Annotated in this window: 10 protein-coding genes; 4 read left to right on the top strand and 6 right to left on the bottom strand. The window is 73.3% G+C overall.

From position 1 onward, the window contains the following. Positions 1 to 44 precede the first annotated feature (44 nt). A complete protein-coding gene (locus POL25_RS43000) occupies positions 45 to 908 on the bottom strand; it encodes a peptidylprolyl isomerase (protein ID WP_272092278.1) in 864 nt (287 codons plus the stop codon). A gap of 211 nt (positions 909 to 1,119) precedes the next feature. Here POL25_RS43000 and POL25_RS42995 point away from each other — a divergent pair, with 211 nt between their 5' ends. The 4 genes from POL25_RS42995 (at position 1,120) to POL25_RS42980 (ending at position 5,427) form a co-directional block, all read left to right on the top strand. Further along, a complete protein-coding gene (locus POL25_RS42995) occupies positions 1,120 to 1,488 on the top strand; it encodes a hypothetical protein (protein WP_272092277.1) in 369 nt (122 codons plus the stop codon). 224 nt (positions 1,489 to 1,712) lie between these two features. Continuing rightward, positions 1,713 to 2,909 (top strand): MFS transporter, encoded by a 1,197-nt coding sequence (locus POL25_RS42990; RefSeq protein WP_272092276.1) that lies wholly within the window; start codon positions 1,713 to 1,715, stop codon positions 2,907 to 2,909. Between the two features lie 4 nt (positions 2,910 to 2,913). Further along, positions 2,914 to 4,224 (top strand): glycosyltransferase, encoded by a 1,311-nt coding sequence (locus POL25_RS42985; RefSeq protein ID WP_272092275.1) that lies wholly within the window; start codon positions 2,914 to 2,916, stop codon positions 4,222 to 4,224. Between the two features lie 135 nt (positions 4,225 to 4,359). Then, positions 4,360 to 5,427: an ABC transporter substrate-binding protein gene (locus POL25_RS42980; protein WP_272092274.1), complete on the top strand. Its 1,068-nt coding sequence runs from the start codon at positions 4,360 to 4,362 to the stop codon at positions 5,425 to 5,427. Positions 5,428 to 5,467: 40 nt separating this feature from the next. Here POL25_RS42980 and POL25_RS42975 read toward each other — a convergent pair whose 3' ends face one another. The 5 genes from POL25_RS42975 to POL25_RS42955 form a co-directional block, all read right to left on the bottom strand. Beyond that, positions 5,468 to 8,557 (bottom strand): GTP-binding protein, encoded by a 3,090-nt coding sequence (locus POL25_RS42975; RefSeq protein WP_272092273.1) that lies wholly within the window; start codon positions 8,555 to 8,557, stop codon positions 5,468 to 5,470. Positions 8,558 to 8,574: 17 nt separating this feature from the next. Continuing rightward, positions 8,575 to 9,708, bottom strand: coding sequence for a response regulator (locus POL25_RS42970; protein WP_272092272.1), 1,134 nt, complete (start codon positions 9,706 to 9,708; stop codon positions 8,575 to 8,577). A gap of 69 nt (positions 9,709 to 9,777) precedes the next feature. Further along, on the bottom strand, positions 9,778 to 10,143 hold the full coding sequence (locus tag POL25_RS42965) for a hypothetical protein (protein WP_272092271.1): 366 nt from the start codon (positions 10,141 to 10,143) through the stop codon (positions 9,778 to 9,780). 952 nt (positions 10,144 to 11,095) lie between these two features. Next, complete coding sequence (locus POL25_RS42960; protein WP_272092270.1) at positions 11,096 to 12,913, bottom strand: hypothetical protein; 1,818 nt, start codon at positions 12,911 to 12,913, stop codon at positions 11,096 to 11,098. 111 nt (positions 12,914 to 13,024) lie between these two features. After that, entirely contained in the window at positions 13,025 to 14,134 is a 1,110-nt protein-coding gene (locus POL25_RS42955) for a class I SAM-dependent methyltransferase (protein WP_272092269.1), read from the bottom strand. Between the last annotated feature and the right edge of the window lie 40 nt (positions 14,135 to 14,174).

The following is a 14,174-nucleotide window of genomic DNA, read 5'->3' as shown; positions in this document are numbered from 1 at the left end:
TGTCCGGGCGGACATGCCCTCGCGGGCATGTCCTGGAGGTCAGCTCACTCGCAGGTGGCGGACTCGATGATGACGTCGGCGACGGGGACGTCGTCGTAGCCCTTCTCGCTCTGGGTCGGGACCGCGGCGATGGCGGCGAGCACGTCGAAGCCCTCGACCAGCACGCCGAAGGCGGCGTAGTCGCCGTCGAGGAAGTGCTGCGGGCCGTCGCAGATGTAGAACTGCGAGGTGGCGCTGTTGGGGTTGTTGGTGCGGGCCATCGAGATGGCGCCGTCGACGTGGGTCAGCGCGGGGCTGGTCTCGAGCGGGATCGGCGGCTCGGTCGGCTTGCTCTGCAGGTCCGCGGTGAAGCCGCCGCCCTGGATGACAAAATCGTCGAGCACGCGGTGGAAGATGGTGCCGGCGTAGAAGCCTGCCTCGACGTAGTGGATGAAGTTGGCGGTGGTGACCGGGGCGTTGACGGCGTCGAGCTGGACGACCAGGTCGCCCATCGTCGTCGCCAGCCGGATCCGCGGCGCGTCGCCCTCGCACGAGCCGGGCATCACGCCGGTGGTCGTGGAGGTGTCGCCGGTGTCGGTGGTCGTCGCGTCGGTCGTGGTGGTCGTCGCGTCGGTCGTGCCCGTCGCGGTGTTGGTCGTCGTCGTCGCGTCGGTGGTGACGGTCGCGTCGGTGGTGACGGTGGCGTCGGTGGTCGCGGTCGTGCCGGGGTCGGTGGGGCTGGCGGTCGAGCCGTCAGTGGTGGAGCCCGAGTCGGTCGCGGTGCCGTCGTCCGTGGTCGGGTCGGTGGCGGCGTCGGTGGTGGCCATCGTCGCGGTGACGTCGGCGGTGGTCTTCTCGCCGCCGTTGCAGGCGGGCAGGAGGGCGAGGAGGAGGAGCGGCGAGGCGAAGAACGAGGCGCGGGAAGCCATGGCGGCCACGATGCCCGCGGCGGGCCCCGGGCACAAGGCTCGGCGCGGCGGCGCGCGAGGGTCGCGGACGGGCGCTCGCGCGAGGCCGCGGAGACGGGGCGCACAGGCGAGGCGCGGGGGCGGCCGCGCGTGTCACGGACGCCTGCGACGTGGATCGCAGCGAGCGGACGGCGCGCTCGCGGGCTGATGGGCCGGTGCTACGTTCGCGAGCATGTCCTACGCGGTACGTGCATTCCCGTTGTGCCGACCGGTCGACGAGCTGATGGCATTCGTGGCGGCCCTCCGCGGGCGCCGGCGCGCCGAGGCCGAGGCGGCGTACCGGCGCTACGGGGTGCTGCTGGACACGTGGCACGTGCAAAACACGCCGTTCGGGCCGTGGGTGCTGGTGGTGACGCGCGTCGACGAGGCGGCGCCGATCGACGCGTACGTGGCCAGCACCGATGATTTCGAGGTGTGGTTCAAATCGACGGTGCTGGCGCTGTCGGGCACCGATCCGAACCAGGCGCCGCTGGGGCCGCCGACGCAGGAGGTGTTCACGTGGACGGGCGCGACCATCCTCGGCGGGGATGCGGGGAAATGATGGCACCGTGTCGACGCCGGGAATGGTGGCAGCTCGGGGTATCGTGATTGGGGGCGCGCTCGGCCCGGTGGCGCGGTGACGGACCGGGCTGCGCGTCCGGGGACTCCGCGGGCGCCCGAGCCTGAAAGGGTGGTCCTCGCCGGCGTCTCGGCGGGCGATCTCGCCCGGCTCGCGTCGGCGTCGCGGTCGTGCGAGATTGAGGGCGCGGCGGAGGGGCGAGCCGGGTGCGAGCGGGGGAACGCGCGAATGAGGCCAGGACGCCGGCGCTGCCGTGGCGCGACCCGCGATTCGTCGGCTTCTTCGCCGCGGCGGCGCTCGGACCGATCGCCTCGATGGCGCTGCGCTTCGTGCCCGGTCACCTCGAGGGCGCGGGACAATCGCCGGCGATCATCGGCGAGGTGATGGCGGCGTCGACGCTGGGCGGGCTGCTGGCGCTGCCGCTGGCGGGCTGGCTGGCGCAGCACCGGCTGCGGGCGATGCTGATCGGCGGGGCGCTGGTGCAGGCGCTCGGGCTCGCGTGCGCGGCGGCGGCGGCGGACAGCGTGAACGGGCTGGCGGCCAGCGTGGCGCTGATGAGCCTCGGCACGGCGCACCTCGACGTCGGGGTGGTGGCGACGGTGGTGGCGTCGGTGCCGGCGGAGCGCAGGCCGCAGGTGCTGGCGTATTACTTCGCGTTCGTCAGCCTGGCGCGCAACGTGATCGGCTCGGGGCTGGCGGAGGGGCTGCTGGGGCGCTGGGGCTTCGCGGCGATGTGCCAGGCGCTGGCGGGCCTGGCGGCGGTGCATGTGCTGGTGCGAGTGTTCGCGCGCGCGCCGGCGCCGGCGGCCGAGGAGGTGGCGCCGCCGTACCGCGAGTTCGCGCGCGAGATGGTGCAGCCGCGGGTGGTCGTGTTGATGGTGGTGTTCACGCTGCTGTCGATCCACTTCGTGGCGCAGGAGTCGTTCATCACCGCGCTGGCGACCCGGCGCGCGCTCGGCAGCGTGACGCCGATGTTCGCGGCCTACTTCGCGGTGATCGCCCTCGGGCGCGCGGCGGCGGGGCACCTGGTCGATCGGCTGGGCCGCGGGCCGGTGGTGGTGGCCAGCGCGCTGCTGCTGGTCGCGGTGGGGGGCGGGCTGGCGGAGGTGCGCACGGGGGCGGGGATGATCGCGCTCGGGGTGGCGACGGGGCTGGGACACTTGCTATTGTGGCCAGCGCTGTATTCGACGTTCTACGACAAGGTCCGCGGGCGCGGGATGGTGAGCGCGGCGCTCGGGGCGGCGCTGGCGGTGGCCGGATTCGCGGCCGAGCTGGGCCTCGGCGAGGTGGCGTCGCGGGCCGGCTACGCGGCGCTGTACTGGACGGCGGCCGGCTGCGCCGCGCTGGCGGCGGTGCTGGCTTTGCCGCTGATGCGCTGGATGGCGCCGGCGCACAAGAGGTGAGGCGATGGCGCGGATCTTGATTCACATGCTGCGTGAACACGGGCACGTGCTGCCGACGTTGAAGCTGGCGCGCGGATTGACGGCGGCGGGGCACAGGGTCGAATATCTGCTGACGCCGTGGTGGCATGATTTCTGCGCGGCCCAGGGTGTCACGCTGCGGCCATACCTCGAGCACATCTTTCCGGCGGCGGCGGAGGCGGCGTGGACGGGGATGGATCAGCCGGCGCGTGAGGCGGACGCGGAGCGGCGCCGTGACGCGCGGGTGCAATGGTTGCTGGCGGGCGGACTCGACGCGGTCTATCGAGCGGCGGCGCCGGACCTGATCCTCGGGGATGTCTATGATGTGTCGATCCCGATCGTGGCGCGGCGGCTGGGGATCCGCGTGGGGCTGCTGTCACCGACGTGCTTCCAGGGCCGCGAACCAGGGGTGCCGCCGCTGTCGAGCGCGGTCCGCTGGGGCACGGACGCGCCAGCGCGGGCGGCCGCGGAGGCCGAGTGGGCGCGGCTGGCCGAGCAGCGCCAGCGCGAAGCCGACGATTGGTACCCGCGCTACGTGGAGGCGCTGCTGGCGGTGTATGGATTTCCGCGCGAGGAGTTTTCGTGGGAGGGGGCGATCGCGCCGGACTTCCCGCGGCTGCCACAATTGATCCTGGGACCGCGGGCTTTCGAGTTCCCGCGAATGTTGCCGGGGCGCTGCCACGACGATGTCGCCAGCGTGTCGCCGGCGGCGGCGACGGTGGGGCCGGAATTGCAGGAGTTCTTGCAGCGGCGGCCGCTGGTGTACTGCGCGCTGGGTTCGCAGGGGCTCTGGCGGCCGCAATACGCGGCGTTGCTGGATCAGGTGTTGCGATTGGCGCGGCGCCGGCCGGAGCTGAGCTTCGTGATCGCAGGCGACGCGACTTGGGCGGATCGGCTGGCCGCGGCGGCGCCGGCCAACGCGCGAGTGCTGGCGTGGGCGCCACAACAGGCGGTGCTGGGCGCGGCGTCGGTGATGATCTCGGTCGGCGGGATGGGGACGATCAAGGAGTGCCTCCAAGATGCGGTGCCGCTGGTGCTGGCGCCGCAGTTCAACCCCTTTGATGCCCAGGGCAACGCGGCGCGGGCGGCCCATCATGGGCTCGGCGAGGTGCTGGCAGCGGCGGATGATTCGGGGGAGGGGCTGGAGGCGGCCGTCGATCGGGCGCTTGCTGGCCGTTACACTGAGGCGCTGGGGCGCATGCAGGCGGAGATGCAGAGGGTCGAGGCGGGCGACCGTGGAGTTGTGCTGGTCGAGCGATGGCTGGGCGGAGACGCGTCGCTGGCGGAGGAAGCATGAGACGCAGGGAAGCGCGGGCGGCGTGCTCGAAGAGGCTGGCGAGATGCCGCGAATGGGAGAATGTCCGCAGGGCGGAGATCGCGGGTTCGATTCATGGCACTTGCATGGCGGATGAGGGCGACAGGAGGGTCGAGGATGGAATTTGAAGAAAAATTGCGGCCGGGTGAGACGATTCGTTTCGGCTGTCACGCGCCGCTCTCCGGGGTGATGGCGATGTTCGGCGAGATCGCCGGGGCCGCGCAGGCGCTGTTCGCCGAGGTCAACGCGGCGGGGGGGGTGCACGGGCACCCGATCGAGCTGGTCGTCGGCGACGATCGCTACGATCCGGGCGAGACGCCGGCGGTGGTCGAGCGGCTGCTGGCCGGGCCGGCGCTGCTCGGGTTCTTGATGTGCGTGGGCACGCCGCCGCACGCGACGGTGATCGATCGACTGACGGCGGCGAACATGCCCGACCTGGCGGTGGTGACGGGGGCGTCGGCGATGGCCGAGCCGCCGCGGGCGAACATGTTCGTGGCCAACGTGCCGTACCACGTCAACGGGCGCGCGCTCGGGCAGCACGTGCGCGCGCCCGGGCGGGTCGGGACGATCACGTACGATACGGACTTCGGCCGCGACTGGGTGGCCGGGTTCGCGGAGGGGCTCGGGCGGGCGCCGACGTGCTCGCGCTGGCTGGGCGCGGGCGAGGCGATCGAGCCAGCAGTGGCTGCGATGCAGGCGGCGGGCGTGGAGGCGGTGCTGCTGGTGGTGCGGCCGGAGCAGGAGGCGGCGGCGATCGTTCACGGGCGCGGCCGCGGGTTCGCGCCGCGCTGGCTGGTGGGGTTCGTCGACGGGCTGACGACGCTGCTCGGGCCGGCGGGCGAGGGGGTGGTCGGGGCGCACTGGCTGTACATGGCCGAAGGGTCAGGTTCTCCGGCGATCGCGGGGCACCGCGAGTTGATGGCCCGCCGCGCGCCGCAGGTCGAGGTGACGGGGACGAGCATCGGCGGGCAAGCGCTGGCCGAGCTGACGGTGGAGCTGCTGCGCCGCGCGGGGCCGTGCCCGTCGCGCGCGGGGCTGCTGGCCGCGCTCGACAGCCTGGATGGGCGCTGGCGCAGCCCGTTGATGCGGGTCAGCCCGCGCAAAGATCCGCGGCGGCCGGTGATTTTTGATGAGGTGGCGCTGCTGCGGCTGACGGGAGGGGCGTGGGTCGACGTGGCGGAATGATTGTGGAGTTGTAGAGAGGTCGAGGGCCCGGGCGGACGGATCAGCTGCAGCGGGCGAGGATGGCGCGGAGGCGGGTCGAGGGCTCGTCGCTGGCGGTGGCGAGTTCGGGGTCGAGGCCGAGAGCGGCGACGTCGTCGCGCGTGAGGGTGGTGGGCAGGGATTGCTCGAGGGCGTCGAGCCAGGCCGTGCGCGAGGGCAGGTCGAGGGAGGGGCGCAGGAGGGCGTCCAGGACCTCGGTGGCGGATGCAGGGCCGCCGAGGCGGGCGCCGAGGTAGACCCAGCGACCGTGCTGCTCGGCGAAGGCGTGCGGGGCGAGCTCGAGGGCGAGGCCGTCGCGGGCGAGCAGGCGCAAGGCGGTGGCGTAGGCGGCGGCGAGGCGGGCGAGCTGCTGCGGACGCTCGCTCTCGGGGGCGCGCTCGATGGCCTGGCCGAGCGAATCCAGCGCGGGCACGATGTGCCAGAGGAGGTGCTCGTCGTTGGCGCCGGTGGGCGCGAGGGCGATGGCGGTGTCGGCCGGGAGCAGGGGGCCGAGCCGGGCGGCCCGCCGGACGTGGTCGCGGAGCGCGGCGCGCCCCTGCTCGGGGTCGGCGAAGCGCCACTCGGGGCGGGTGTGGAGGCGGAAATCACCTGTCTCGAAGAGCATGCTCGAGGGGGCATGTCCGGAAGGACTGGCGCGGTGGAGCGAGGCGTCGGCGATCCGCTCGAGGACATGACGGCCGCCAGGGACCGGCCAGACGTGGCCAGGAGGCAGGTCGGGGCGCGGCGGGGGGAGGTCGAGGGATGGAGCGGGCTGCGGGTCGGGGACGGGCGGTGGGCTGTCCTCGGGGACAGGCGGGGATGAGGCGATGTGCTCGGGGGATGGAGGGGGCTGGGTCTCGGGGGCGGAGGTCGGGTTTGGGCTATCCTCGGGGACAGGCGGGGATGAGGCGATGTCCTCGGGGGATGGAGGGGGCGGAGTCTCGGGGGCGGAGGTTGCGGGTGGGCTGTCCTCGGGGACAGGCGAGAATGCGGTGATATCCTCGAGGGACGGAGGGGGCTGAGTCTCGGGGGCGGAGGTTGCGGGTGGGCTGTCCTCGAGGACAGGTGATGATGGGGTGATATCCTTGGGAGACGGAGGGGGCTGATTCTCGGGAGCGGAGGCCGGGTTTGGGTTGTCCTCGAGGACAGGCGAGGATGCGGTGATATCCTCGGGGACAGGGGAGGACGGAAGGCTCGAGCGGTCCTCGGAGACTGAGGAGGGGCCGGGGCTGTCCTCGTGGACAGATGGGGTTGGGGTGATGTCCTCGGGGGCAGGAGCGGACGCGAGGTTCTGGTTGGCCGCGGGGGGGTGCTCGGAGGCTGGGGCAGGGCTGTCTTCGGGGACAGGCGAGGAGGAGGCGATGTCCTCGGCGACGGGTTCGGAAGCGAGACTCGGGCTGGCCGTGGCAGCGTGACCGGCGGCAGAGTCTTGGCTGTCCTTAGGGACAGCCTGTGAAGTGCTGGCTTCGAGGCCAGGTGTGGGCTGCGGGGAGGCGGCGGACGAGGGAGCGCTGCTGTCCTCCTGGACAGGAGTTTCGGACGCAGCGCGGGCGGATGTAGGACGCGGGTCCTGCGGGCCAGATGCGGCTGGGGAGCTGCCGGCTGCGCGGGCCGCGGGGACGGCGAGGGCGTGCTTGGCGGCCGTGATCGAGGGGCTGTCCTGGGGGACAGTTTCGTGGGTCAGCGGGGCGACGCGGAGTCGCTCCCGCAGATCTTTGGCCGATCGGGCGAGGGCGCTGTCCTTGAGAGCAGGTGGCCGGCCGGGTGACGGGGTCCTCGTCTGGCTGGCCTGGGGGACAGGTTGTGGGGACGGCCCGGCCGGGGGGGGGATGGTGCTGGCTTTGGGGCCAGGTGCGTGGGGCGCCGCGGGCGGGAGCTCGCCCGGAGGCCCGGCCTCGGCGACCGCATTGCTGTCCTCGGGGACAGGTGCGTGGGAGGGGGCCGGGTCGGCGGGAGCGCTGACGTTCGGCGCAGGCTCGCTCGGCGAAGAGGCGGGAGCTTGGATGTCCTCGGGGACAGGTGCGGTGATGCGCTCGGAGGTCGCGAAGATGTCGCTCGAAGAGGCATCGCTGGCGAGCGCCGTCGAGTCGGAGGGATCGAGCTCGAGCGGCGCGACGGCGGGGCCCGGCGGGTCGGCGAGCGAGAGCACGGGCGGCGGCGGGACGCGCACGGCCGCGGGCGGGGCGGCGGGGATGTCGGGCGGGTCGGGGACCGGCTCGAGGAACATGGCGGAGACGGGGATCCGCGGCCTGGCCGGGCGCGCGGGCTCGGGCCGTTCGGACATGCTCGAAGGGACAGGTTCGGGGGCCCGCGTGCGCGCGCGGCCGACGGCGTCGGCCTCGCCGCCGAGCTGGCTGACGAGCTTGGCCGAGCGGATGTAGACGACGCGACCCTCGTCCGAAGGGGCGCGCGGCCGGGCGTGAGCGGCGTCGTCGTCGCGCTGGGTGCCGTGGTTATCGAGGGCCTGCAGGGCGGTGCGCAGCTGCTCGGCGGTGCCGGCCCGCCCGGCGACGGCGCCGAGGCCGTCGTGGGTGGTGCGCAGCTTCATCTGCCGCACGGCCGCCCGGATCGCGTCGATCGCCGTCTCGCGCACGCCGATGCCGGCCGAGGCCTGGGCGCCGAGCACCGACACGTCGGGCCCGAGGCCGAGCGCGGCCGCGAGCTCGGGCGGCGACATGGCGCTCGGGAGGTCCTGCTTGTTGGCCTGGACCAACAGGGGCACGTGGTCGGCGCGCTTGCCGAGGTGCTCGCGCAGGCTGTCGAGCATCTCGCGCGCGGAGTCCTGGCCGGAGACGGCGCTGTCGCACACGAGGACCACGACGTCGGCGCCGTGGAGGATGTGGGCGCGGCGCGGCTCGAGGCTCTTGTGGCCCGGCACGGTGACGACCTGGATCTGCAGCTGCTGGCCGTCGAGCATGCCGCCGTCGAAGCTGAACCAGTCGAAGAAGATCGTGCGACCGGTAGCCGCCGGGTGGACCTGCAGCTCGTCGCCGGGCTGGGCGCCGAAGATGCGCGCGAGCTGCTCGACGTTGGTGGTCTTGCCGGCGCGCCCGGGGCCGTCGTACACGATGCGGAGGACGATCCTCCCGCGGTCTGGTTCGAAGACTGCCATGTCCGTCTCCTCTTGCTTCACGTCGCCAGCGACTCGACCAGGCCGATCTGCGCGCGCAGCTGCGCCCACCCGAGGCCGATGCTGATCGATCGGTCGGTGCAGAGGACGAGCGACCAATCGCGGCCGGCGAGGCGCCTGGCGAACACGTAGTGCTCGGCGGCGGTCAGCTGGACCTCCTGCAGCCGACCGAGCGCGAGCCGGCCGCCGAACAGAGCGACGCCGGCGGCCGCCAGCGCCGCTTCGGTCAGCGGCACGGCGCCGATGCGGCGCGCGTGATAGCCGAGCAGGTCGCCGCTGGCGAGGTCGACGACGGCGCAGACGAGCGCGCCGTCGACCGACTCGCCGAGGCGGCGGCAAGCGGCGTCGAGCGCAGGCACGCGGGTCGGCGCGGCGGCCGGGCGCGGGGCGGCGGGCTCGTCGTCGTCGACGCCCTCGAACTCGAACACGGTCTCGCCGGCGGCGGCCCGCTGCTCCTCGTGCTGCTCCTCGTCGAGCTGGGTCAGGCTGGTGAGCAGCAGCTGGTCGAAGGGCGCGGCGATGGTCGGGACCACGTCCTCTTCGAGGCTGGTGGTGTGGAGGGTGCCGGACGAGCTGGCGAGGATGGCCCGCAGGGCGCTGCAGCCGGAGGCGGACCCGTGGGCGGCGTCGATGATCTCGCCGCGCCGGATGTGGATCTTGCTCGACGGCTGGTCGGCGTGGGTGACGACGATGGTGACCGAGCGCTGCGAGAGGTGGAACATCTGCGCCATGTCGATGAGCGACAGGCCGTGGACGCTGCCCTGAAAGCCGGTCTCGCAGTCGATCGCCTTCTGGATCGATCGCAGCAGCTCGGTCGAGGAGAACGGCTTGAGGAGGATGTCGACGGCGCCCAGCTCGGTGGCGACTTGATGATCGCGCGCGCTGGCGTGGGCGCTCATCACGATCGTGCGCGACCGTCGCGACACGCTCGGGAGCAGCTTGAGCAGGTCGAGGCCGTCGGGACCGCCCAGCCACAGGTCGGTGAGGACCACGTCGGCCGGGCGCTTCGCCAGAGCCGCCAGAGCAGAGTGGACCGAGGAGGCCGAGGCGACCTGAAAGCCGCGTCCCTCGAGTTCGCGCGTCAGGGCGCTGCGGAACTGCGAATCGTCGTCGACGATAAACAGCGAAGCCAAAGTAAACGCCTCCAATGCGCAGCGTCGGCGCGCACGGCCGTCACGCCGACGCTTCGGTCCGGGATCGGCCTAGAGCGTCGTCGCGTGCTCGATCTCGGCCAGGGACCGGCGTGCCATCGCCAGGTTGGTCCGGCTGCGCTCGCACGCGAGGTAGTAGAAGACCGCCGGGGTGCGCCGCAGCGGGCGGATGATGTGATACTGCTTGCCGAGGGTGATGAGGATGTCCTCCAGCTCGTCCGCGAGCCGCAGGCTCGCCATGGCCTTGAGCTTGGCCTGGACGACGTTCGTGTTGGCGGCGGCGGCCACCTCGATGTCGAACGCGGCGCCGCCACCGGCGGTGGCGAGCGTCATGCCGCTCTCGCTATCGACAATCGCCGCGGCGATCGCCCCGTCAATTTCCATGGCCTTCTTGATCTGATTCGATGTATTACCCATGACAACTCCTTCGCGGGACCGCTCGCCATGAGCGGCCCCCGGATAGCGAGTGCTAGCCGTTTCGACGCGCTTTCATCATCGCGAGGAACGCGGTGGAAGGCAACCAAAAAGAGAGCAGGCGCCGGTGCTGCGGGCGCCACACATGCGATTGGGCGGACCACGGTGACCTTACGGCAGAGTCGGTTTGTCCGGATCCGACGGCGACAGGCGACAATGAAGATCGCAGGCCACAGGGGCCCGCCGGCGCTTGCGGTGGCATTGCGGCGTCGTGCGAAGTGGAGTTCTGACGCGGAACCGCGCCATTGGACTGGTGGCAGTCGGCGGCCCGCAGCGGGCCCTGGCGGCCGCAGCCGGGGTCTCGCGGCGATAGCGATGATTCGGCGGCGAGCCGGCGGAGCGCCGACGGGGCTCGATTGTTTCGATCCGCGTGCGGCGATTGTTCACGCCGGAGGCGATGGGGCGAGCGCGTGGTGTTGTGAACACCCGTCGGCCGGGCGCGGCGGCGGGTGATGTGGGCGCCTCGCGGGTCCTGCCCACATTTGCGACGGTGTTTCGCCGAAAGGCGGCGGGAGGTAGCGATTGGGCTTACATCGGCGACGAGGCGGCGGGGCGGCCGCGACGCCGATCGCAGCGATCGGGCGCCCGCGCTGCTGCGGGCATTGACTGCGGACATTGTCGGGAGATCGCCGCTCGCGGGCATGGCGGTGGGACCGGCCGACGGCGACGATTTACAAGCCGGCCTGACGAAGAGAGGCGCGTAATCGCGGTTCGTGGGCCGTCCGCAGGCGAACGCGCGTGCTGCTGCGATTCGCTGCGGTCCGGTCATGCCCCGGAGAATGGGGCGCCTCGTCGGCGCTGTCGCTGCCGCGGGGACCTTCCCTCGACTTACGATGTTCTCCGGCGGATCTGGGAGCGCGCCCGGGGCTCCGCGGTGAATCCGCAGGAGCGATGATTACGCGAGCGGGGCGCCGAGCGGGTGGCCGGCGCGGGCGAGCTCGGCAGCGGTGGCGCGAATGTCGGGCCAGGCGGCCAGCAGCGCGCCGAAGCGGGCGACGAGCTGCTGGGCGCGGGCGAGGGCGCGGTCGGGGTCGCCGGCTTCACCGAGGAGGTCGCGCGGGGCCGGATAGTCGCGGTGGGCGGCGTGCTCGGCCACCGCGCCGAGGTGGCGCCGCACGTCGTCGGCCCACCAGGCGGGCGCGCCGCCGTGGCGGGCGAGCAGGCGCTGCAGGTGGCGGGCGTAGAGCTCCTTCTGCCGCCACAGCCGGCCGGAGACGAAGGCGCGGAAATCGGCGGGCGGGAGCCGCCCGAGCTCGCCGAGGTGCTCGCCGAGCCGCGCGGGGGTGGTCGGCGCCGGGGCGGACCGCAGGCACTGGACGACGAGCTCGCCGAAGCGGACCCAGCCGCCGGGGCGCCAGACGTCGCCGGGGGCCCAGGCGCGCTCCTGACATGGCTCATGGACCAGGGCCGAAGGGACATGTCCGAAGAGCGCGGTGTCGTCGAGGGCGCGCAGGGTGGTGCGGAACACGCCGTCCTCGTAGCGGCCGACGGGGATAAACGGCGGCAGGAGGTCGCGGTGGTCGAGGCCGAGCACGGCGCCCTGGCAGTAGCGGCCGTCGCCGACGGTGGCGCGGCGGACCAGGCGCAGGGCCTGACGCGTGGAGGCGAGGACGCGGCGGTAGTCGTCCTCGCTGGCGAGCAGGCGCTGGCGGTTGTCGCCTTCGAAGAGGAGGCACCAGGTCGGGGCGTACCAGCCGAGGTCGCCGAGGAGGCCCTGGAAGGTGACGCGCACGCGGCCCTGGCCGGCCCGCAGGCGGCGGAGGATGGCGCGGTCGAGGCAGTCGTCGAGGTCGATCGGCTGGCCGGCGGGCACGGCGGCGAGCAGGGCAGGCAGGGAGCGGCCGAGCATGCCGGCGTGGCCTCCGAGGGCCTCGTCGTGCGACCAGCGCGCGTCGGCGTGGGCGGCGGCGCGGTGGGGGTAGAAGCGGATGTCCTGCGGCTGGTAGTTGTCGTAGCCCTCGCCTTCGCCGGTGAACACGGCGAGGCCGGGCAGCGGCTCGGGCGGGTCGACGCGGCGGGCGATCACGTCGTCGTCGAGGCTGACGAGCCGGCGGCCGACGGCGTGGAGCAGGAGGGCGTTGCGACCTGTCCCATAGGCCATGCCGGTGTGCTCGCGGTCGGCGAGGGCGAAGGCGACGAGGTCGGGGTCGTGACCGCGCGCGGCCAGGCGCTCGACGAAGACGCGGCGCTCGTCGTCGCCGATGTAGGTGATCCGGGCCGCGTGGGCGCGCGCGAGGGCGCCGAGGCGGGCGCGATAGTCGGCGCGGGTGGCCGGATCGCGCGAGCCGTCGGCGACGACGAGCTCGCGGTCGCGCGCGAACCGCTGGCCGTCGGCGATCAGCGAGGCGACGGCGCGCTCGGCCATGGCGGGGCGCTCGGCGCTGGGGACGGCGACGAGGTCGATCGGCGGGGGCTCGTCGTCGCGCACGCAGACGCGCCGGAGCTCGGCGAAGGAGACGAACATGCCGGCTTCGGCGAGCGCGAGCAGGCCGCTCCCGATGTTGGCGGCCTCCTCGGCCGGGCGACCGCGGGTGGCGAGGTCGATGTGCTCGGCGAGCGGGCGGAAGCGGCGCGCGGCCAGCAGGGCCTCGGCGGCGTCGCGGGCGACGACCCGAGCTTCGCGGCTGTGGACGCCGTGCACGAGCACGTTGTCGAGGGCGAGGTCGCGGCAGACGACGTCGCAGCAGCGCACGGGCGTGGGGTCGGTGGTCACTGCGAAGCTCGAGGCAGAAGGAGGCGGGCGGAGCGGCGAGGCGTGAGGCGGCCGGGAGCGTGCCTGCGATACCGTGGAAGCACGGCGATCAGGGCGTGGGGTCGCGCGAGATCACTTGCGGGCCTCGACGAGGGCGAACGGGGGGACGACGCTGCGCGAGCGCACGTCGCGGAAGCCGACGCGCGCGAGCAGGTCGGAGAGCTCGTCGCAGCGCCACGGCGGGTTCCAGCCCCAGGCGCGGCGATCGTCGTGGGCTTCGACGATCGGGGCGCGCTGCAGCTCGTGGCGGTTCCAGGCCATCCACAGGGCCACGAGGGCGGCGACGGAGCGATCGTGGGCGGGCTCGCCGGTGGCGAAAAAATCGACGAGGGCGAGCGTGCCGCCCGGGGCGAGGGCGGCGTGCAGGCGGCGGGCCCAGCCCTCGGCGCCGTCGCGGCCGAGGCCGGAGAACAGGCGGTTGGCGGTCAGCAGATCGATGGCCGGCGGGAGCGGCTCGTGCAGGACGTTGACGGGGTGCAGCGCGACTTCGAGGCCCTGCAGGTCGGCGGCGGTGGTGGCGAGGTAGGCGGGATCTTTGTAGGTGACCTCGGCGGCGTGGACCTGCAGGTGCGGCGCGGCGGACTTGAGGATGGCGGCGAAGGCCGCGGGCCCGGCCCCGATGTCGCAGACGACGCGGTGCGCCGCGAGGTCGCGCTCGCAGTGGGCGCGCGCGAGCAGGGCCGCGGTGTCGCGGAAGTAGTCGCGGCTGGCCTCGTTGAAGCCGGCGCGGGCGCGGAAGTAGTCGGCCTGGGCGCCCTGGTCGGCCTGCTGCGACCACACGCGTCGGTCGGCACGCGGGGTGCTGTGTAAGGCGTCAGGCAGGGCCGCGATGGCGGCGACGTAGCGGCGGTGACGATCGACGAGGCCGAGCAGGCGCAGCGGGGAGGTGGCGAGGAAGCAAGTGGTGGCGAGGTCGGTGAGGCCGTGGCGATCGTCGCACAGCGTGAACAGGCCGAAGCCGCGGCCGAGCTCGAGGGTCATCTCGAGGGCGACGTCGCCGGTGCCATCGGCGAGCTCGCCGAGCGTGGCGGGGCCGCGGGCGAGGCGGGAGAGCAGGTCGAGGTCGAGGGCCTGCAGCAGGACCGGGAGGGCGACGGGATCGAGGCAGAGCGCGACGGCGGCGGCCAGCAGGTCGTGCGGGACGCGGGCGATCGCGGCGAGGCTGGGCAGCGGGGTAGGCATCACGTCGTGCGAGCGAGCGATGAGGTCGTGCGAGCGTCCC

The organism is Nannocystis bainbridge, assembly GCF_028368995.1.
GTDB lineage: Bacteria > Myxococcota_A > Polyangia > Nannocystales > Nannocystaceae > Nannocystis > Nannocystis bainbridge.
This window is presented reverse-complemented; position numbering and strand designations above follow the sequence as displayed.

Excerpts from the sequence above, each read along its gene's own strand:
- POL25_RS42965 (WP_272092271.1), bottom strand. The coding sequence starts at position 10,143 with ATGGGTAATACATCGAATCAGATCAAGAAGGCCATGGAAATTGACGGG.
- POL25_RS42995 (WP_272092277.1), top strand. The coding sequence starts at position 1,120 with ATGTCCTACGCGGTACGTGCATTCCCGTTGTGCCGACCGGTCGACGAG.
- POL25_RS42955 (WP_272092269.1), bottom strand. The coding sequence starts at position 14,134 with ATGCCTACCCCGCTGCCCAGCCTCGCCGCGATCGCCCGCGTCCCGCAC.
- POL25_RS42985 (WP_272092275.1), top strand. The coding sequence starts at position 2,914 with ATGGCGCGGATCTTGATTCACATGCTGCGTGAACACGGGCACGTGCTG.
- POL25_RS43000 (WP_272092278.1), bottom strand. The coding sequence starts at position 908 with ATGGCTTCCCGCGCCTCGTTCTTCGCCTCGCCGCTCCTCCTCCTCGCC.
- POL25_RS42975 (WP_272092273.1), bottom strand. The coding sequence starts at position 8,557 with ATGGCAGTCTTCGAACCAGACCGCGGGAGGATCGTCCTCCGCATCGTG.
- POL25_RS42980 (WP_272092274.1), top strand. The coding sequence starts at position 4,360 with ATGGAATTTGAAGAAAAATTGCGGCCGGGTGAGACGATTCGTTTCGGC.